The organism is Aeromonas sp. ASNIH5 (genome assembly GCF_002902865.1).
Taxonomy (GTDB): domain Bacteria; phylum Pseudomonadota; class Gammaproteobacteria; order Enterobacterales; family Aeromonadaceae; genus Aeromonas; species Aeromonas caviae.
Window position 1 is genome coordinate 2,999,543 of record NZ_CP026122.1, and the last position, 18,962, is coordinate 3,018,504.

The window sequence follows — 18,962 nt, forward strand, 5'->3', positions numbered from 1 at the left end:
TGGCGTGCTGCAACCATAGTTATTTTATATAACCAAATATCATTTATTTTTTATATTTTATTCCAATAACATCAGCGCCAACCCGTGATTACAACTAAAAATACAGCACTACAGAGAGAGGAATCCCCATGAAATCCACCATCAAACTGATTTCCGGCGCCGCCATTCTGCTGGCCAGCCTGTCCGGCCAGGCCATCGCCCAGGAAACCATCAAGGTCGGCATGTCCGGCAAATATTTCCCGTTCACCTTCGTCAAGCAGGACAAGCTGCAGGGCTTCGAGGTGGACATGTGGAACCAGATCGGTGAGCGCACCGGCTACAAGGTCGAGTTCGTGACCGCCAGCTTCTCCGGCCTGTTCGGCATGCTGGAAACCGGCCGCGTCGACACCATCTCCAACCAGATCACCATCACCGACGAGCGCAAGGCCAAGTACGCCTTCTCCCAGCCCTATGTCTATGACGGTGCCCAGATCGTGGTCCGCAAGGGCAACAACACCATCCACGGCATCAAGGACCTGGAAGGCAAGAAGGTCGCCGTCAACCTGGGCTCCAACTTCGAAGAGCTGCTGCGCAAGAACGACCCCAACAAGAAGATCGATATCCGTACCTATGACTCCGCCTTCGAGCAGGATGTCGCCCTGGGCCGCATCGACGCCTTCGTGATGGACCGCGTCTCCACCGCCCAGCTGATCAAGGAATCCAAGCTGCCGCTGCAACAGGCCGGTGCACCGTTCGAAACCATCGAGAACGCCCTGCCCTTCCTGAAGACCCCGGAAAAGCAGGCAGTGCTGAAAAAGGTTGACGATGCCCTCACCGCCATGCGCAAAGACGGCACCCTGACCAAAATCTCCGAAAAATGGTTCGCAGCGGACATCACCAGCAAATAAATGATGGAATTTGACCTCGAGTACACGCTAGGGCTGTTTCCCATCCTGCTCAAATACCTGGGCACCACGATGGAAATGGCCCTGTGGGGATTCGTATTGGCACTCGTACTGTCGCTGATCCTGGCGATAGTACGGGTGTTTCGCGTTCCCGCACTTCACTGGCTGGCGATGCTGTATATCTCGTTCTTCCGGGGTACACCGCTGCTCGTCCAGCTGTTTCTGCTCTATTACGGGCTGCCGCAGCTCTTCCCCATCTTCGTGGGGATGGATGCCTTTACCGCCGCCATCATCGGCCTGACCCTGCACTTTGCCGCCTACATGGCCGAGTCGATCCGGGCAGCCATTCTCGGCATCCACAAGAGCCAGATGGAAGCCGCCCTCAGCATCGGCATGAGCCGGCTGCAGGCGATGCAGCGGATCATCCTGCCCCAGGCGGCCCGCATCGCGACACCATCGCTGATGAACTACTTCATCGACATGATCAAGAGCACCTCTCTGGCGTTTACCCTGGGAGTGGCGGAGATCATGGGCAAGGCCCAGATGGAAGCGGCCTCCTCCTTCAAGTTCTTCGAGAGCTTCATGGCGGTGGCGCTGATCTACTGGGTGGTGGTCATCTTCTTCACCCGCTTGCAGCATCTGCTGGAAGTGCGGCTGAACCGTGCTTATTAAAGGAGGCCTGTCATGATCAACCTAACGGGTCTCTCCAAGGCCTATGACGGAAATCAGGTGCTCAACGGCATCGATCTTGAGGTAAAGAAGGGGGAGATTGTCGTCATCATCGGTCCTTCCGGTACCGGCAAGTCGACTCTGCTGCGCTGCCTCAACCTGTTGGAAACCCCGGATGCAGGGCGGCTCGTCATCGATGACCTCGCCGTGGATCTGGCCAAGGCCAGCGACCAGCAGGCCATCGAACTGCGCAAACGCGCCTCTTTCGTGTTCCAGAACTACGCCCTGTTCGCCAACAAGACGGCGCTGGACAACATCGCCGAGGGGCTGATCACCGTCTGGAAGCAGCCGAAGGCGGAGGCTCGTGCCACTGCCCTGGGCATCCTCAAGGACATCGGCCTCGCCGAGAAACAGGATGCCTACCCGGCCTCCCTCTCCGGCGGCCAGCAACAGCGCGTCGGCATCGGCCGGGCCATGGCGGCCCACTCCAAGGTGATCCTGTTTGACGAGCCCACCTCCGCCCTCGATCCCGAATGGGTCGACGAGGTGCTGGGCCTGATGAAGCAGCTCGCCCGCCAGCACCAGACCATGGTGGTGGTGACCCACGAGATCGAGTTTGCCCGTGATGTCGCCGATCGGGTGATCTTCATGGAAGGAGGCCGGATCGTGGAGCAGGGCCCGCCGGATCAGATATTGGTCGATCCGCAGGATCCCCGTACCCGGGAGTTCCTGCGCAAAGTACTTAAATAGCTCTCTCTTTGGCGGCCTGGCCGCCTTTTTTCTTGAGGGATCCTTGTTTAACCCCGGGTTGCCAGTATAATTCGGGGCCCTTGATCCTCCGGATCCTGCCAGATTATCCCGCTCGGTCGACGAACGGGGCGAGATGGAAAGGAACGGCGGATTGACGAGAAGCTGAACTCTGTTTAGAATTCGGCCTCTTTTGCTAGTCGTCACACGCTATAGCTGGCGCGTCGGCTAAGTGTGACAATCAAAACTGTACAGAAATACGGAATCGAATCATGAAACGTACTTTTCAACCGTCCAACCTGAAGCGCAAGCGCTCTCACGGTTTCCGCGCTCGCATGGCTACTGCCAACGGCCGCAAAGTTCTGGCCGCTCGTCGTGCCAAGGGTCGTGCCCGCCTGGTAGTCTAATGCCTACCCAGCACACCTTCTCTCGGGAGTTACGTCTGTTAACTCCCGAACACTTCAAACGCGTTTTCGCCGAGCCTGTCCGGGCCGCTTCTCCGCAAATTACGCTTCTTGCTTGCCCCAACTCCCTCGAACACCCCCGTCTTGGCCTCGCCGTGCCCAAAAAGGCGCTCAAGCGTGCCGTCTGGCGCAACCGTGTAAAACGAGTGGTTCGGGAAAGTTTTCGCCTCAATCAAGCCAATCTGCCCGCTATCGACATCGTCGTGATCGCCAAGGGTGGCGTGAAGGAGATGGACAACGAAGCGCTGTTCAAGTTACTGGAAAAGCTATGGCGCACTCTGTCACGCCGTTGCAATGGGTAGCAATCAAACTGATACGCCTGTATCAGCTAATCATTAGTCCCCTGCTCGGGCCGCGCTGCCGTTTCACCCCGACTTGTTCCCAATTTGCGATAGAAGCAATCCGACTTCACGGTTTCATAAAAGGCGTTTGGTTAGCCAGCAAACGTCTATTAAAATGCCATCCCTTATCCGAGGGTGGTTATGACCCGGTTCCGCAACCAAAGCGAAGAAACTGAAGACTATGGAATCACAACGCAATTTACTCCTGATCGGTTTGCTGTTCGTGAGCTTCTTGCTCTGGCAACAGTGGGAGTCCGACAAGGCTCCGAAGCCGGCCCCGACTACCGTGGCCCAAACCGAACATTTCGTACCTGAAGCCGGTCAGACCGGTGATATTCCTCAGGTTTCCGAGCAAGCAAATGGTAACGCCGCGCGCAAGCTGATCACCGTCTCCTCCGACGTGCTCAAATTGACCCTGGACACCCAGGGCGGTGACATCGTCTCTGCCGAACTGCTGGCCCACAAGCTGGAAGAAGGCAAGGAACAGCCGTTCACCCTGCTGACCAGCCAGCCTGCCCACCTCTATGTGGCCCAGAGCGGTCTGGTCGGTCGCGATGGTCCGGACAGCCAGGCCCAGGGTCGTCCCACCTATGAAGCCGCCCAGACCAGCTATCAGCTGGCCGATGGTCAGGATCAAGTCGTCGTTCCGATGACCTGGACCGACAGCAAGGGCGTGGTCTTCACCAAGGAGTTCGTGCTCAAGCGCGGTGATTACGCCGTGGGCGTCGACTACAAGATCGACAACAAGTCTGCCGAGCCGGTCCAGGTACAGTTCTACGGTCAGCTGAAGCAGACCATGACCACGCCGAAGGATCAGGAAGGTCATGCCATGGTGGCCAGTGCCTACCGTGGTGGTGCCTTCTCCAGCGAAGACTCCCGCTACAAGAAGTACACCTTTGACGAGATGAAGGATGCCGACCTGAACAAGACCACCCAGGGTGGTTGGGTCGCCATGCTGCAGCACTACTTCGTCTCTGCCTGGGCCCCGAATGCCAACGACACCAACAGCTTCTACAGCCGCGTGATCCCGGGCAAGGATCAGGCCATCATCGGCTACAAGGCGCCACTGGTTGACGTCGCTGCCGGCCAGCAGGCCGAAGTGAGCGGCAAGCTGTGGATCGGTCCCAAGCTGCAGGATCAGATGGCCAAGGTGGCAAACCACCTGGATCTGACTGTCGACTACGGCTGGCTCTGGTTCATCGCCCAACCGCTGCACTGGCTGCTGACCGTGTTCCACGGTTTCGTCCAGAACTGGGGTCTGGCCATCATCATGCTGACCCTGCTGGTGCGCGGCATCATGTTCCCGCTGACCAAGGCCCAGTACACCTCCATGGCCAAGATGCGCATGCTCCAGCCCAAGCTGGCTGCGCTCAAGGAACGCTTCGGTGACGATCGCCAGAAGATGTCCCAGGGCATGATGGAGCTGTACAAGAAGGAGAAGGTCAACCCGCTGGGCGGCTGCCTGCCCATCCTGGTACAGATGCCCATCTTCATCGCCCTCTACTGGGCACTGATGGAGTCTGTCGAGCTGCGCCACGCGCCGTTCGCCCTGTGGATCACCGACCTGTCGGTGAAGGACCCCTTCTTCGTGCTGCCAATCCTCATGGGTGCCTCCATGTGGTATCTGCAGAAGATGAGCCCGACCACCATCACGGACCCGATGCAGCAGAAGGTGATGCAGTTCATGCCGATCATCTTCACCTTCATGTTCCTCTGGTTCCCGGCAGGTCTGACTCTGTACTGGCTGGTGAGCAACGTCATCTCCATCATCCAGCAGACCATCATCTATCGTCAGCTGGAGAAGAAAGGCCTGCACTCACGCAACTGATGCGCAGCCCATCTTTCCTGATTACAAAAGAGGCGGCCTTCGGGCCGCCTTTTTTATTACAATGTCCCCCACCCTCTTACTCATTCAGCCAACCAGCGAGTCAAGCAAGATGACAACAGATACCATCGTGGCCCAGGCCACCGCCCCCGGCCGTGGCGGCGTCGGCATAGTCCGCGTCTCCGGCCCTGCCGCCGAGCGGGTCGCCGAGATAGTGCTCGGCAAGCTCCCCAGGGTGCGTTATGCCGAATATCTGCCGTTCAGGGACGAGCAGGGCCAGGCGCTGGATCAGGGCATCGCCCTGCTGTTCAAGGCCCCCAACAGCTTCACTGGCGAAGACGTGCTGGAGCTGCAGGGCCATGGCGGCCCCGTCATTCTCGACATGCTGATCCGCCGCATCCTGCAGATCGACGGCATCCGCCCCGCCCGCCCGGGCGAGTTCAGCGAGCGCGCCTTCCTCAACGACAAGCTGGATCTGGCCCAGGCCGAGGCCATCGCCGATCTCATCGAAGCCTCCAGCGAGCAGGCCGCCCGCAGCGCCATGCACTCCCTGCAGGGGCAGTTCTCCGGCAAGGTTCAGCAGTTGGTGGAGAGCCTCACCCGGCTGCGAATCTATGTGGAAGCGGCCATCGACTTCCCGGACGAGGAGATCGACTTCCTCTCCGACGGCAAGGTGGCTGGAGATCTGTACGCCATCATGTCCGAGCTGGACGACGTGCGCGGCGAGGCCAAACAGGGCGCCCTGCTGCGAGAGGGGATGAAGGTGGTGATCGCCGGTCGTCCCAACGCCGGCAAATCGAGCCTGCTCAACGCCCTTGCAGGCCGCGAGTCCGCCATCGTCACAGAGATCGCCGGTACCACCCGCGACGTGCTGCGCGAGCACATTCATCTGGATGGCATGCCGCTGCACATCATCGACACCGCGGGCCTGCGCGATACCCAGGACAAGGTGGAACAGATCGGCATCGAGCGTGCCTGGGCCGAGATCGAACAGGCCGACCGGGTGCTGTTCATGGTGGACGGCACCACCACGGATGCCGTCGATCCCCACGATATCTGGCCGGAATTCGTTGATCGGTTGCCAAAAAACATCGGCCTCACCGTGGTGCGCAACAAGGCGGACCTGACCGGCGAGGATCTGGCACCGAGCCAGGAGCAGGGTCATGCCGTCTATCGCATCTCCGCCAAGACCGAGCTGGGGCTGCCCGCACTGCGCGAGCACCTCAAGGCCTGCATGGGATTCCAAGGCAACACCGAAGGGGGCTTCATGGCCCGCCGCCGCCACCTGGACGCACTGGAGCGCGCCGCCGAACGGCTGCTGGTAGCCAGGGAGCAGCTTGAGGTCTATGTGGCTGGCGAACTGGTGGCCGAGGAGCTGCGCCTGGCCCAGGAGTCCCTGTCCGAGATCACCGGCGAGTTCAGCTCCGACGATCTGCTGGGCCGCATCTTCTCCAGTTTCTGCATCGGGAAGTAATGTAGTGAAAAATAAGCAATAAAAAGCAGCCAGTGAGAACATAATACATTGTAAATATTGGACTTTGTTTTTTACTGGCTATTCTTGCCTGATCTTGTTTCGTGAGAATTTACCCCGAGAGTACCCCGAAGTAACCTCTTGGGGTACTTTTGGGGGACACTTATGAAGATCAGCATCGAATACCGCGCAACAGACGCCGAAGGCAAGCGCGCTCTGCGCTTAACCTACTACGCCGGCTCCTACCTTGACCCAACCACGGGCATCCGCAAGCACAAACGCAGCAGAGAGACCCTGGATCTCTTCTTGTACGACAAGCCGCGTACCCCAGCACAGCGGCTCCACAACAAAGAAACCCAGCGAGCAGCCGAAGCCATCCGCGCCAAGCGGCTCTTCGAGCATGAGACAGGTAAACACCATCTGGATTTCTCGAACGCCTACAAGGCCAGCTTCTTCGAGTACTTCCAAGAGGTTACGGACCAAAAAGCGGCAGGCAGCAAGAGCAACCACTCCATCTGGATATCAGCCCTCAAGCATTTGCGTCAGTACCATAAGCTGCCGGAGCTGACTTTCGAGGAAGTAGATCAGCTGTTCCTTGAGGGGTTTCGGCACCACCTGATGCATAAGGCTCGCACAAAAAGCGGCACACCACTGAGCCGCAACACCCAGAGCGCCTACTTCAACAAGTTGAGAGCAGCCTTGAACCAGGCAGAGCAGGATCGGCTGCTGCCGGATAATCCGGTACGACGTGTCAAAGCTATCCAGGGGGAGAAGAACAAGCGTGTTTACCTGACCGAGGACGAGGTACGGGCCCTTGCACAGGCCGAGTGCCGCTACGACGTTCTTAAGCGCGCCTTTCTGTTCTCCTGCTGCACGGGCTTACGCTGGTCCGACATTCATCAGCTGACCTGGGCCGAGCTGGAGCCCTTCTATGGTCACTACCGCATCGTCTTCATCCAGAAGAAGACCAGTGGCCTGCAATACCTGGATCTGAATGACATGGCAATGCAGCTGATGGGGCGCTCAGGAAAGACATCGGAGCGGATCTTCAAAGGCCTGAAATACTCGGCCTGGCACAATATGGAGCTCACCCGGTGGGCGTTGCAGGCGGGTATAACCAAGAAGGTCACCTTCCACAGCGCACGCCATAGCTTCGCCGTCATCCAGCTTAACCGTGGCGTCGATATCTATGCGCTCTCCCGCTTACTGGGGCACAGCGAGTTGAGAACCACCGAGATCTATGCAGACATCCTTGAATCACGGCGTAGAGATGCCATGCTCGATTTTCCCAACGTATTGGAGTGATAGAAGATGGGACGCGCCCTTGAAGAGATCCTGGCCAGTGAGAAGCCTGAAGTAGTCGCAGCCGCCAACCGGCAGGCTGCGCTGATACTTAACCAGTTAGAGCAGGAAGCGGATCCTAGCCAGGAAGAGCCAACAGAAACGCCAGCGCCACCCAGCGCTGGCGTAGATGATCTTAGATAATCTAGATCGAATCTCAGGATCGCCCTGCAGCCCAAGTAGCACCTGGGTTTAACTGATTAGGCCTGTGACCAATATCGTGAACTTTGTGACCACTTTCGTGATGGTTTGTGACCATTATCGTGATAGCGCAGGCCGGCCTATGGTGAACCGCCCCTTGGCATGTTCACTGATTGACCAACCCAGTTCAGCCAGTTCATCCAGTGCCTTGCGGACTCGCGATTGCCGCTTGCGGTGGGTGGCCATGCTGGCTTCCTCAGGAAAAACATAAGCAACCAAGGTGTCTAGCTGCACCGTCCGACTCTGGCCAACATCGACCCAGGCACATAGCCGCTGATGCAACAGTCTGGTGATGCTGCCACTCAGGCGCCGCACCTCTGTCATGTCGATACGAACATAGCGGCCAGAGCCCATAATGGCGGAGGTCAGCAAAGGATTGAGCGCCACAAAGAGCCCGTCGGTCAGGGCATCGCTGGCATAGTTCGCCAACAGACGAAAACCGCTGCGCTGGCCTGCTACCTGCGCTATCACCGACACCTTCCATAACCGCTCGACACAGCGGCGCACCGTATTGGTGTCACGAGGGTTGGCGTAGCCAATCTCCTTGGCCAGTTTGTGCAGGCTGCTTTTGACTACCAAGACTCGTTGCTGATTGGCTGCCCAGCGAGGCTCTAGCAGGGTACGTAAGTTGTTGCCCTCCCCGGTAGCGGCAATGGGCTCAATGATGGCGCTATAGTCCTCAACACCAGCCAGGGCAACCAGCCCCTGAAGCACACGAAGGTCATCGGCACCCAGCGGCTCTGGCCCGGAAAACTCAATCTGATTGCCCCCACCGAACCGATACACCGCATCCAGCTTGTCTCGGCGGCGCTGACCAGGAGCGATGGCTCTGAACAATCCTGGGGCCAGACAGTGCATATGGTCGTGCCGGGCATGGGTCAATTCAAAGCAAGGCACGTTTGCCTCCCGCTCGGCGTGTTACGTCCAACCTAGCGGGGTGCAGCACGCCGCCCTCTCCCCGCATCAGCCAGCGCTCTGGTAACGGCGGCACATAGTTGCTTTTACTGACCCCAAACCGCACATAGTGCTGGCTCTGATCCGGCGATACGCCCAGCTGCTGCGCCTCTTTCTTGGTCATAGTGGCGAGATAGGCCTGCCAGCGGACGTTGTCCACCAGTACCGACGAACCACGGCTTGCCTGCTGCAGATCGCCAGCTTCTTGGAATGCCGCAGATTTACTGGTGTGGTGTACAAACAGCACAGCGCATCCCAGCCCCATGGCCAGCCGCTCCAACTGACCCAGTACCTGCGTCATGGCACAGGCCGCGTTCTCGTCAGCATCGTGGAAGCGCCTCAGAGTATCGATGACAATCAACCTCACCCCTTTAGCCCAAATAGCAATCGCTTCCCACCAGTGGCTATCCAACACATTCGGACTGGCACCCTGAAGCGATATCAAACGAAGGTCTCGTTCAACGTTGGCACGAAGTTCAGCGTCAAGATATACGCCCAAGGAAAACAAGCGCTGGTGCAGTACAGGCCAAGGGTCCTCAGCAGGTAGGTAGAGCACAGCCCCCCTGCCCAGATTGCCAAGTCCAATCCAATCCGGCCCACCGGATATCTGCATTGCCAGTTGCAATGCCAACATCGATTTGCCCACTCCTCCCGGCGACACCAAAGCACCAACGCAGCCAACAGGCAGCCCCGGGAGGACAAAATCGAGGGGTCTCGGAGGTTCAACAAAAGCCGACCGGAGATCCTGGGGCCTATGAGATGCGATGAGATCTCGCTCCATAACAGCCTCACAATCGCCCATGACTAGCTTGCCGCACACGCTTGGTCACATGCTCAGTGAGCTCGGCGTCCGGTGAAATGCGGTGGGAGAGCAGCCAGTCCAACAGCTCGGCCCGCTTAAAGTAGATCTTTTTGCCTTGAGGCTTGTAATGCGGCAGACGTTTTTCACTGGTCAGTCGGTATACATAGCTAACCGACACCCCCAGCAGCTCGGCGCACTCCTCGGCAGAAATCACTTCTTTCTGCGCCAGCCCTTGCTGGCGTACCAGCTGTTTAAGCTCATAAAGCTCTTTCAAAATTGATCCATTCGGATCGCTATAAACTGACGAATTTTGCTCACGCATGCAGATGGTCTCCTAGTTACAAACATCAGCATGCAAAGCGTACCGAGGACCTAACGAAATCCAGAGCGCTGTAAATGCCCGTTTTGGGCACTTACAGTGTTTTCCGGAAAATATTTCGCATGTGAAATTTGAGATGGAAACAGGAAGGGGATTGGTAGAGCCAGATGAAATGGAAAAAATTTCACATGTGAAATTTTGGCGAGAGACCGCCAGTAAAGCAATCAGGCTCCACCAGGTTAGCTATCCCAAGCCAACCACAGGCTCAACGATGGCTCATCTCTTCAATCCAACGGCCAACGCTATCAGGATCAGCAAGCAGCTGAGTGAGCCGCACATGGTTGGAGCAAAACGCGAGCTGGCTGCACTCCTCACTTTGCTTCCAATCCGGTTGATGAAGGGGCCAAGGCACCGTGCGCCACAGCTCATCGAAATGCTTGTCGCTATCTTCCAGACAACGGAACAGACTCACTTCCACAATAGCTTGGCCATCAAGTTGCAGAGGGTCTGGCTGGCCTTTTACCCCTGCCCGCAGCACTGATGTATGGCGAAAATCGCTATCAATGTAAAGGCGGAAAGCCAGAGTAATATCGTTCTTTTCGGCCGTATCGCCACCCCAATCACGGTAACAATGGGTAGAAGCAAACAGTGGCAGATAGTCCCATGCCCAACTGCTGGACGGGCGGGTTCCCGAGCGACAAGGGCGGCTATTTTCGCTGGGATCCCAGTACCAGAACTCGGCGGCCAGCGCCTGACTGGCGATCTGATCGAATAGCGGAAGGATACGCTGGTAGAAACCGGCTGCGAGTCGGTGGGCTTGTTGCAGTTGGGTAACCAGCTGGGTGGTCTGTTCAAGATCGTGTTGCATGGCGGCATCCTTAGCCAAAGTCAGTGATTCAAAAAAGAGAAATCGGGGCGAGATAGGTGCAATGTCCCGGCATAGTCGAGCAGAGCAGCCCAACCAGTAGACTCAGCCGGTGGGGGAGTTTCCCGCTCAGACATCACCCCGCAATCCAGGTCCAGCTGCCCTGCGTAGGCAAACAACGGCGCCCATTCAGGCACCACCGGGGCCATGCCAAACAGCTCAAACGCCTGCAGCCACTCATCGCGAATGGCGCGATCCTGTCGGCAGGATTCAAACTCGTCGAAGGCTTGCAGGTAGCGGCGCAGTGGATCCCATTCACGCAAGGTCATCTGGACAAAGCGCTTTGGCAGATCTGGGCGAGACAGCGGGGCGACAGGGATATTGCCGAGCGCCACGTAATAGAGCCGGTCTTCATAGTCATCAAACTCGGCTTCGCTGACCACAGCATTGACCTGGGCCAGCCACTGCTCCCGATACTGGTCACCACCGAACGGGGGCTTCACCTCGATAACCACCAGAGCGTCGTCAAAGTGGAGCAGTACATCGGGCTCGACATAACGGCGATCCTGCAGCGATGCCAGTTTTGGCCACAGCTCCAACCGTTGAAAGGTGGTCGAGTCTAGCGGATTGTCACCGAGTAGAAAGCGCAGCACGGCACGCAGTGCCCCGTCCGAGAGGTGGGGGAGACGGCCAAAGAAGGTGGCGGTCAGCAGATCTTCGCTGCCTTTGAACAGGTCGCGCCAGCGCAGGGATTCCCCTTCCCGCTCGATGCGGCCCGCCTTGCCACGCAAAATGGCATGTAGCATCACAACTCCTTGTCATATTTAGGTTTCAGGCAAGCTCTAACCAAGGTGAAGAGCTGTGGCGATCCTGCCTAGATACCCGCTCGACTACCATCAACCCTGTCACAAAATAGGCAAAAAGTTTGACTCAATGGAGTGGTCTCTTTAGGGTTGCCCACAACATGACCCCGGCCGCTTGGTTGCTTTACAACCGACATTCCGCACCTGATTTAGGAATAAATTTGCCGATAGCGCTCACCCAATACCTCCAAAATGATCTGCTGGTCTCCTGTTAGCTCCGTTACTTGTGGCGGAGCTTCTCCCAGTCGATATTCATGGATGCCACCAAAGCGCAAAAAGATCCAACGGGCCGTCGGCTGCTGGGTCGGTTTCTTTTTCATATCCGCCACACTGCGATTCTGCTCCACTAATCCCTGCCGGATCCGGTGCTCCAACGCTGCGTAAATCATCAGGCTACAGGTCATCACCATGAGCAACGCTTCAATCCGCTCCGGCTTTTTCAGGTACAGTGAGGAGGTTAAAAACTCCGGGCTCTTGAGAAAACGAAAGCCCCGTTCGACATTCTGCTGCGCTTTATAGGTGGCCAAAAGTTCGGCCATGGTCAGCGTATCGCTGTGGTCATTGGTCGCCAGGATGAACACCCCGGTCTGGTTGCGGGCCTCTTCAACGCAAGCCAGGCTAGTTGCCGCCAACCCAGTGATTTGAAACTGATGGCCAATTGGCTCTTCGCCACGCTTGGGTCTGCCACGTCCTGTATAAACGGGTTCACCTACCACTTCGGCATCCAGTTGCAGCAGCATCAAGCTGGCGGTAAAACAGCTCAACTCAGCTTGGGCATCCGCCTCACAAGCAAAGCGTCGGGCACACAATTTGGCGAAGGCTTTGAGCTCGCGGGTACTGTCTTTGAGCAGGTTTTTGGCCAATGTCTGCTGCTCGCGGTGGCTGGCTTGTTCGCTGCGCACCAGCAACCAACGTTGCGCGACCCCGGCATAATTCGCGTGTTGCCAACGGCCATGATAGCCATTGCCCAGAGCGGTCAGCGGTTGTGCACCTATGGTTGCCACGGCCTGCTTTGCCTCATTGAGAGTGACGGGCACCCGGGTCACAAATAGTTGCTGCTGTTGGGGAGCCCGCAGAATTCGGAAAAAATCGTACGCTAAGGTTTTCCGGGCAACCGTAGCGGCCTGAACTTCCCGTCCTCCAGCCTGCGGCTCTGCCGCCAGACGTAATCGCCGGTCAGGTTGATGTGTTCCCAGCCCAGCGGCGACAGGTATTGCAGCAACTCACCGTTCACCGGCTTGCCGACCTCGACCAACCCCTGAGTGGCGCGCTCCAGGTACACCGTGTTCCACAACACAATGGCGGCCGTCACCAGGTTCAGGCCGCTGGCCCGGTAGCGCTGCTGCTCGAAGCTCCGATCCCTGATCTCGCCGAGGCGGTTAAAGAACACCGCCCTGGCCAGGGAGTTGCGCGCTTCACCCTTGTTCAGTCCAGCATGCACGCGGCGGCGCAGTTCGACGCTTTGCAGCCAGTCGAGGATGAACAGGGTGCGTTCGATCCGGCCCAGCTCGCGCAGGGCCACGGCAAGGCCATTCTGGCGTGGATAGCTGCCGAGCTTTCGCAGCATCAGCGAGGCAGTGACGGTGCCCTGCTTGATCGAGCTGGCGAGGCGCAGGATGTCGTCCCAATGGGCGCGGACGTGCTTGATGTTCAGGGTGCCACCAACCATTGGGCGCAATGTCGGGTAGTCCTGGACGCTATTCGGCACATACAGCTTGGTTTCGCCGAGGTCGCGGATGCGCGGTGCGAAGCGGAAGCCCAGCAGGTGCATCAGGGCGAAGACGTGATCGGTGAAACCGGCCGTGTCGGTGTAGTGCTCCTCGATCCGCAAGTCGGACTCGTGGTACAGCAGGCCGTCGAGCACATAGGTGGAGTCACGCACGCCGACATTCACCACGCGGGTGCTGAACGGTGCGTACTGGTCGGAGATATGGGTGTAGAACAGTCGCCCCGGCTCGCTGCCGTACTTCGGGTTGACGTGCCCGGTGCTTTCGCCCCGGCCGCCCGCCCGGAAGCGCTGGCCATCGGAGGATGAGGTGGTGCCGTCGCCCCAGTGGGCGGCGAAGGCATGGCGGTACTGGTGGTTGACCAGCTCGGCCAGGGCCGCCGAATAGGTTTCGTCGCGGATGTGCCAGGCTTGCAGCCAGGACAGCTTGGCGTAGGTCAGGCCGGGGCTCGACTCGGCCATCTTGGTCAGCCCGAGGTTAATCGCATCGCCCAGGATTGCTGACAGCAGCAATGTCCTGTCTTTGGCCTCGGCACCGTCCTTCAGGTGGGTGAAGTGGCGGCTGAAACCCGTCCAGTCGTCCACATCCATCAGCAGTTCGGTGATCTTGATGCGCGGCAACAGCTGACTGGTCTGGTCGATCAGCGCCTGCGCGGTATTGGGCACCGCAGAATCCAGCGGGGTGATCTTCAGCCCGGACTCGGTGAGGATGGCATCGGGCAGCTCGTTGTCCTTGGCCAGCCGGGTTACGGTGGCCAACTGCTCGTCCAGCAGCTGTAAGCGCTCTTCCAGGTACTGGTCGCTGTTCGGGTTGATCGCCAGGGGCAGGGCCTGTTCCCGCTTGAGCGCGGCGAACTTCTCTGCCGGCAGCAGGTAGTCGTCGAAGTCGCGGAACTGCCGTGAACCCTTGACCCAGATGTCACCGGAGCGCAGGGCGTTCTTCAGCTCGGACAGCGCGCAGATTTCGTAGAAGCGTCGGTCGTGGCCTTCCGGGGTGATCACCAGCGGCTTCCAGCGCGGCTTGATGAAGGCGGTAGGGGCATCCGCCGGCACCTTGCGCAGGTTGTCGGCGTTCATCTCGCGCAGGGTCTGCACGGCCGCCAGCACGCCTTGCGCGGCCGGTGCAGCGCGCAGTTCCAGCACCTCCAGCAGGGCCGGCGTGTAACGGCGCAGGGTGGCGAAGTTCTCGCCGACCAGGTGTAGGTGGTCGAAGCCCTCCGGCCGGGCCAGCAGCTCGGCCTCGCTGACGCTCTCGGTGAATTCGTCCCAGGGAATCACCGCCTCGATGGCGGCGTACGGATCGCTGCCGTTTTCCTTTGCCTCCAGCAGAGCCTGGCCGATCTTCGAGTACAGGCGCACCTTGTCATTGATCGCCTTGCCCTGCTTCTGGAACTGCTGCTGATGCTTGTGCTTCGCGCCGCTGAACAGCTTGACCAGGATGCGGTCGTGCAGATCGACCAACTCATCAATCACAGTCGCGGTGCTCTCCAGCACTACGGCGGCCAGGGTCGCGTAGCGCCGCTGCGGCTCGAACTTGCCAAGGTCTTTGGGCGTCATCTGCCCCCCTTCGCGGGCCAGCTTGAGCAGGCGGTTCTGGTGGATGTGCCGGCCCAGCCCTTCGGGCAAGTCCACCAGCTGAAATGTCTTCAGCCGCTCGATGTGCTTAAGCATGTGCCGAGAGTTGGGTTTCAGCGGTGCCTGGCGCAGCCAGGTCAACCAGGTGATGCTGCTGCCGGCCTTGAGCTTCAGCAGTTCGTCCAGCTTGGCACGGTGCGAGTCCGTGAGTGGTTCGACCAGGGCGCGGTAGACCCGCCGATTAGCCCGCGCAATGGCCTCCGAGCAGGCCCGATCAATTACGCTCAGCGCCGGCAGGATGCGCCGCTTCTGCCGCAGGCTCTCCAGAGCCTGGCTGGCCAGCAGCAAGCCCTTGTCGGTCTGCTGGGCCAACTCGGTCAGCTCGCGCACGAGGTTGCGGAAGTCGGACAGGCCAAACGGGGCCAGTTGCAGGTAGGTGCGCAGTTCATGGGCGTGCTCGCGGCGGGTCACGTCGCGTTCGCCGTACTTCGCCCAACTCGCCGGGTCGGCCTGAACCTGCTTGGCCACCCACAGGATGACCGGCTCGGGCGGCTCGCTGTCGGTGCCCAACGCATAGCCGGGGTAGCGCAGCAGGCTGAGCTGCACCGCGAAGCCTAGGCGGTTGGCGTCGCCGCGCCGCTGGCGGATCAGCGACAGGTCGGAGTCGTTGAAGGTGTAGTAGCGGATCATGTCATCCTGGCTTTCTGGCAACGCAAGCAGGGTGTCCCGCTCCGTGGCCGAGAGGATCAAGCGACGCGGCATGTATCAGTCGTCCGTGCGGAGGTACTGGTAGAGGGTTTCCCGGCTGATGTTGAACTCGCGGGCAAGCTGCGCCTTGGGCTCGCCGGCCGTCGCTCGCTGCCGCAGGGTAGCAGCCTGCTCATCGGACAGGGCTTTCTTGCGGCCTCGGTACGCGCCACGCTGCTTGGCCAAGGCGATACCCTCACGCTGCCGCTCGCGGATCAGGGCGCGCTCGAACTCGGCGAAGGCACCCATCACCGACAGCATGAGGTTGGCCATCGGCGAGTCCTCGCCGGTGAAGACTAGGCCCTCTTTCAGGAATTCGATACGCACGCCGCGCTGGGTCAGCTTCTGCACAAGGCGGCGCAGGTCATCGAGGTTGCGCGCCAGGCGATCCATGCTGTGCACTACCACGGTGTCACCTTCGCGGACGAAGCTCAGCAGCGCTTCGAGCTGGGGGCGCTGAGTGTCCTTGCCCGAGGCCTTGTCGGTGAACACCTTGCTCACCTCGGTCTCCTCCAGCTGGCGTTCCGGGTTCTGGTCGAAGCTGCTGACCCGGACGTAGCCAATGCGATGTCCCTGCACGCCTACTGCTCCGCCGAGAAATGGCGCTCGGGCCAACGCCAACGGCGGATGCGCTCCCACAACACTTTGCCGCCAATCCCAACATCGTTCTTGTCGGGATCGAGATTGAGTAACAATGCCAGTCGAGCGATCGCGCTCTGCATCGGGTACATGTTCCCGTAGCCAGCGATCTTTCGCAGGATTTCATTCTCGCTCTTCTCTAACTCTTCGGGAGTATTGAAGGTGGTGGCATAGTCAGTGATCACTGCTGAAGCGGCATCCAAGGCGCTGTAGGTTTCTCGAAGCACTTCGAGCACTTCATGAGTGAGTGCCCCCAGCTCGACTTGGGTTCCATCCGGCAAGGTGGCGATCCCCTTCTCGAAAAAGATCACCCCGTCACGTAGATAAAGTGCCTGGAGGGCATCTACCCCAACGAACGACGGCGCGTCCTGGTCTACCGCAGGCCTGCCGAGAATGTGGCAATGCAAATGCAGGCTCGCGGCTCGAAGCAAACGCCGCGCCTCGGGAGTTGGTGGATTTATCCAAGGGTCTGCCTGCTCCCGCCGCCAGACAACCGTTCCCCACCACAGCCCGGCGACTACCAACCCTAATCCAACCCATAGAAAGGTCATCAGAACAACTCCGCGTTGAAGGTGAGCAAGGGGGCTAAGTGCACTTTCTGTTCCGTTGCGCCTCAAGCCCTGCTTTTGTCAGGCTGAAATCTATGACCTTTGCGGGCATGTGTCAAAGAATGCGAAAGAAGACTCTATTCTGACGGAGCTGCGCGGTTCTGCCTGACATCCAGTTAGGGTATAGCCTAGATTGACATGCGCGATGCAACCCTTAACTTGCTTGCACCTATCGTTTCCATGCTAGCTTTATCGTAACCGGCGTTTTTCAAGAAATTGGGCTTAATGCCGAAAACAATAAAATAAAACAGCCAACCCTTGAGGTTCTTATGCGCCAGAATTTACCAGTGACGGGTCGAAACTTAGAACTCCCAAAAGATGCCAATATTCTTTCGACTACCTCCCCTCAAAGCCATATCACGTACGTTAATCCTGACTTCATTAAAATCAGTGGTTTCACTGAGGAAGAACTATTAGGCCAGCCTCACAACATCGTAAGACACCCAGATATGCCGCCTGCTGCATTTGAGCATATGTGGAGTACATTAAAATCTGGCCGCTCATGGATGGGGCTAGTAAAAAATCGCTGTAAAAATGGCGACCACTATTGGGTAAGTGCTTATGTAACGCCAATAGCTAAGAATGGTTCGATTGTTGAATACCAGTCTGTAAGGACCAAGCCTGAACCTGAGCAGGTTTTGGCTGCGGAAAAATTATATGCTCAATTGAGAAGCGGGAAGGCCGCGAGGCCGAAATTGGCTGCTAGCTTTTCCGTGAAAATACTCTTGCTCATATGGGGTAGTATTATATCAAGCGCAATGGCTGCCGGCATGCTTACTGATACATCAATAAGCAGCTTATTGTTAGCCACTTTAATGTCAGGAAGCTTAAGCTCTGTTAGTGTTTTGGCTATTCTCTCTCCTCTTGGAAGACTGGTTGAAAGAGCCAGGAATATTTCCAATAACCCATTAAGTCAATCCCTCTACACTGGGCGCACCGATGAGTTTGGCCAAATAGAGTTTGCTTTACGAATGATGCAAGCTGAAACAGGCGCCATAGTAGGTCGCATAGGTGATGCATCAAATCGGCTTAGCGAACACACCCGAGGCCTACTAAAGGATATTGAGTCAAGCAATGTACTTACAGTTGAGCAGCAGGCAGAGACAGATCAAATAGCAACGGCAGTAAACCAAATGGTGGCAAGCATTCAAGAGGTTGCGAGCAATGCACAGCATGCTGCAGATGCGGCCGGAAGAGCAGACACTGAGACGGCATCTGGCCAGCGTCTGGTAGCCTACACAAGCCAGTCAATCACTGCCCTTGAAGGTGAAATTAGGCAAGCCGCTCAGGTTATTCATGAGCTTGAAGGTCAAAGTAACGAGATATCAAAAGTTCTTGACGTTATACGAGGGATCGCCGAGCAAACGAATTTGTTGGCACTCAACGCAGCAATTGAGGCCGCACGTGCTGGTGAGCAGGGGCGTGGTTTTGCTGTTGTCGCCGATGAGGTTCGCAGTCTTGCTGCTCGCACACAGCAATCGACAACGGATATTCAAAGCATGATCAGCGCTCTACAAGAGCGAGCGCAATCCGCTGTTACAGTCATGGAGCAAAGTAGTCGGCAAGCGCACACGAGTGTAGCTCACGCAGAGGAAGCAGCTACAGCTCTTGATGGAATTGGCCAACGCGTTAACGAAATTACCGACATGAACGCGCAAATAGCGACTGCGGTCGAGCAGCAGGGAGCAGTAAGTGAAGACATAAACCGCAGTATTATCAATATACGCGATGCTGCTGATACCAATGTACAGACCGGGCAGAATAATTTGCAAAGTGCGAAATCTGTCGCTCAGTTAACTAGCGCTCTGAGCGAACTGGCAAAACAGTTTTGGGAAAAACGAGGATAACGCTTTTCAGTATCTCGACAGGGATAACTTACTTTACCATCGGTTATCCCTTTTAGCCGCACAAATTTTAGCCA

General features: G+C 57.8%; 18 protein-coding genes and 1 pseudogene. 10 read left to right on the forward strand and 9 right to left on the reverse strand.

Annotated features, from left to right (window positions below; genetic code table 11):
* The first annotated feature begins 128 nt into the window (after positions 1–128).
* The 9 genes from C2U30_RS13950 (at position 129) to C2U30_RS13990 (ending at position 7,706) form a co-directional block, all read left to right on the forward strand.
* Complete coding sequence (locus C2U30_RS13950) at positions 129–887, forward strand: amino acid ABC transporter substrate-binding protein (protein ID WP_039040644.1); 759 nt, start codon at positions 129–131, stop codon at positions 885–887.
* Entirely contained in the window at positions 888–1,556 is a 669-nt protein-coding gene (locus C2U30_RS13955) for an amino acid ABC transporter permease (RefSeq protein WP_010672283.1), read from the forward strand. It abuts the gene before it with no gap.
* A 12-nt stretch (positions 1,557–1,568) separates the two neighbouring features.
* Positions 1,569–2,303, forward strand: coding sequence for an amino acid ABC transporter ATP-binding protein (locus C2U30_RS13960; protein ID WP_010672282.1), 735 nt, complete (start codon positions 1,569–1,571; stop codon positions 2,301–2,303).
* Between the two features lie 269 nt (positions 2,304–2,572).
* Positions 2,573–2,707: a 50S ribosomal protein L34 gene (rpmH, locus tag C2U30_RS13965; RefSeq protein ID WP_005307156.1), complete on the forward strand. Its 135-nt coding sequence runs from the start codon at positions 2,573–2,575 to the stop codon at positions 2,705–2,707.
* Positions 2,707–3,066 (forward strand): ribonuclease P protein component, encoded by a 360-nt coding sequence (rnpA, locus tag C2U30_RS13970; RefSeq protein ID WP_010672281.1) that lies wholly within the window; start codon positions 2,707–2,709, stop codon positions 3,064–3,066. The genes rpmH and rnpA overlap by 1 nt, the downstream gene beginning before the upstream one ends.
* Complete coding sequence (yidD, locus tag C2U30_RS13975) at positions 3,033–3,281, forward strand: membrane protein insertion efficiency factor YidD (protein WP_010672280.1); 249 nt, start codon at positions 3,033–3,035, stop codon at positions 3,279–3,281. Before rnpA ends, yidD begins: the two co-directional genes overlap by 34 nt.
* Before the next feature lie 5 nt (positions 3,282–3,286).
* Positions 3,287–4,933 carry a membrane protein insertase YidC gene (gene yidC, locus C2U30_RS13980; RefSeq protein WP_041214180.1) on the forward strand — a complete coding sequence of 549 codons (1,647 nt, stop codon included), beginning with the start codon at positions 3,287–3,289 and terminating at the stop codon, positions 4,931–4,933.
* A gap of 109 nt (positions 4,934–5,042) precedes the next feature.
* Positions 5,043–6,404 carry a tRNA uridine-5-carboxymethylaminomethyl(34) synthesis GTPase MnmE gene (gene mnmE / locus C2U30_RS13985; protein ID WP_010672278.1) on the forward strand — a complete coding sequence of 454 codons (1,362 nt, stop codon included), beginning with the start codon at positions 5,043–5,045 and terminating at the stop codon, positions 6,402–6,404.
* A gap of 162 nt (positions 6,405–6,566) precedes the next feature.
* Positions 6,567–7,706 (forward strand): site-specific integrase, encoded by a 1,140-nt coding sequence (locus tag C2U30_RS13990; RefSeq protein ID WP_103243952.1) that lies wholly within the window; start codon positions 6,567–6,569, stop codon positions 7,704–7,706.
* Between the two features lie 294 nt (positions 7,707–8,000).
* Here the strand turns inward: C2U30_RS13990 and repC are convergent, their stop codons facing one another.
* From repC to C2U30_RS14035, 9 genes and pseudogenes are all read right to left on the reverse strand, one after another.
* Entirely contained in the window at positions 8,001–8,840 is an 840-nt protein-coding gene (gene repC / locus C2U30_RS13995; protein ID WP_103243953.1) for a replication protein C, IncQ-type, read from the reverse strand.
* Positions 8,827–9,699, reverse strand: coding sequence for a helicase RepA family protein (locus C2U30_RS14000; protein ID WP_324761737.1), 873 nt, complete (start codon positions 9,697–9,699; stop codon positions 8,827–8,829). Before C2U30_RS14000 ends, repC begins: the two co-directional genes overlap by 14 nt.
* Entirely contained in the window at positions 9,686–10,021 is a 336-nt protein-coding gene (locus tag C2U30_RS14005; RefSeq protein WP_103243954.1) for a helix-turn-helix domain-containing protein, read from the reverse strand. Before C2U30_RS14005 ends, C2U30_RS14000 begins: the two co-directional genes overlap by 14 nt.
* A 262-nt stretch (positions 10,022–10,283) precedes the next feature.
* Positions 10,284–10,886 (reverse strand): hypothetical protein, encoded by a 603-nt coding sequence (locus tag C2U30_RS14010; RefSeq protein ID WP_103243955.1) that lies wholly within the window; start codon positions 10,884–10,886, stop codon positions 10,284–10,286.
* Positions 10,887–10,906: 20 nt separating this feature from the next.
* Complete coding sequence (locus tag C2U30_RS14015) at positions 10,907–11,689, reverse strand: hypothetical protein (protein ID WP_103243956.1); 783 nt, start codon at positions 11,687–11,689, stop codon at positions 10,907–10,909.
* Between the two features lie 206 nt (positions 11,690–11,895).
* A pseudogene (locus C2U30_RS14020) lies at positions 11,896–12,810 on the reverse strand (IS1634-like element ISAs25 family transposase); the annotation flags it as partial.
* A gap of 32 nt (positions 12,811–12,842) precedes the next feature.
* Positions 12,843–15,809 carry a Tn3 family transposase gene (locus C2U30_RS14025; RefSeq protein WP_011005944.1) on the reverse strand — a complete coding sequence of 989 codons (2,967 nt, stop codon included), beginning with the start codon at positions 15,807–15,809 and terminating at the stop codon, positions 12,843–12,845.
* 3 nt (positions 15,810–15,812) lie between these two features.
* Positions 15,813–16,373, reverse strand: a complete 561-nt coding sequence (locus tag C2U30_RS14030) for a recombinase family protein (RefSeq protein WP_014003957.1) — start codon at positions 16,371–16,373, stop codon at positions 15,813–15,815.
* Between the two features lie 2 nt (positions 16,374–16,375).
* The gene (locus C2U30_RS14035; RefSeq protein WP_014003956.1) at positions 16,376–16,984 is read right to left on the reverse strand and encodes a hypothetical protein; all 609 of its coding nucleotides are present in this window, start codon (positions 16,982–16,984) and stop codon (positions 16,376–16,378) included.
* Positions 16,985–17,310: 326 nt separating this feature from the next.
* On the opposite strand from C2U30_RS14035, the gene C2U30_RS14040 reads away from it, so the two are divergent.
* A complete protein-coding gene (locus tag C2U30_RS14040; protein ID WP_103243957.1) occupies positions 17,311–18,888 on the forward strand; it encodes a methyl-accepting chemotaxis protein in 1,578 nt (525 codons plus the stop codon).
* The last annotated feature ends 74 nt before the right edge of the window (positions 18,889–18,962 follow it).

Bases quoted from the DNA above. Each gene is read 5' to 3' on its own strand.
- C2U30_RS13950 (WP_039040644.1), top strand. From the start codon at position 129: ATGAAATCCACCATCAAACTGATTTCCGGCGCCGCCATTCTGCTGGCC.
- C2U30_RS13955 (WP_010672283.1), top strand. From the start codon at position 888: ATGATGGAATTTGACCTCGAGTACACGCTAGGGCTGTTTCCCATCCTG.
- C2U30_RS13960 (WP_010672282.1), top strand. From the start codon at position 1,569: ATGATCAACCTAACGGGTCTCTCCAAGGCCTATGACGGAAATCAGGTG.
- rpmH (WP_005307156.1), top strand. From the start codon at position 2,573: ATGAAACGTACTTTTCAACCGTCCAACCTGAAGCGCAAGCGCTCTCAC.
- rnpA (WP_010672281.1), top strand. From the start codon at position 2,707: ATGCCTACCCAGCACACCTTCTCTCGGGAGTTACGTCTGTTAACTCCC.
- yidD (WP_010672280.1), top strand. From the start codon at position 3,033: ATGGCGCACTCTGTCACGCCGTTGCAATGGGTAGCAATCAAACTGATA.
- yidC (WP_041214180.1), top strand. From the start codon at position 3,287: ATGGAATCACAACGCAATTTACTCCTGATCGGTTTGCTGTTCGTGAGC.
- mnmE (WP_010672278.1), top strand. From the start codon at position 5,043: ATGACAACAGATACCATCGTGGCCCAGGCCACCGCCCCCGGCCGTGGC.
- C2U30_RS13990 (WP_103243952.1), top strand. From the start codon at position 6,567: ATGAAGATCAGCATCGAATACCGCGCAACAGACGCCGAAGGCAAGCGC.
- C2U30_RS14000 (WP_324761737.1), bottom strand. From the start codon at position 9,699: ATGGGCGATTGTGAGGCTGTTATGGAGCGAGATCTCATCGCATCTCAT.
- C2U30_RS14005 (WP_103243954.1), bottom strand. From the start codon at position 10,021: ATGCGTGAGCAAAATTCGTCAGTTTATAGCGATCCGAATGGATCAATT.
- C2U30_RS14010 (WP_103243955.1), bottom strand. From the start codon at position 10,886: ATGCAACACGATCTTGAACAGACCACCCAGCTGGTTACCCAACTGCAA.
- C2U30_RS14015 (WP_103243956.1), bottom strand. From the start codon at position 11,689: ATGCTACATGCCATTTTGCGTGGCAAGGCGGGCCGCATCGAGCGGGAA.
- C2U30_RS14025 (WP_011005944.1), bottom strand. From the start codon at position 15,809: ATGCCGCGTCGCTTGATCCTCTCGGCCACGGAGCGGGACACCCTGCTT.
- C2U30_RS14035 (WP_014003956.1), bottom strand. From the start codon at position 16,984: ATGACCTTTCTATGGGTTGGATTAGGGTTGGTAGTCGCCGGGCTGTGG.
- C2U30_RS14040 (WP_103243957.1), top strand. From the start codon at position 17,311: ATGCGCCAGAATTTACCAGTGACGGGTCGAAACTTAGAACTCCCAAAA.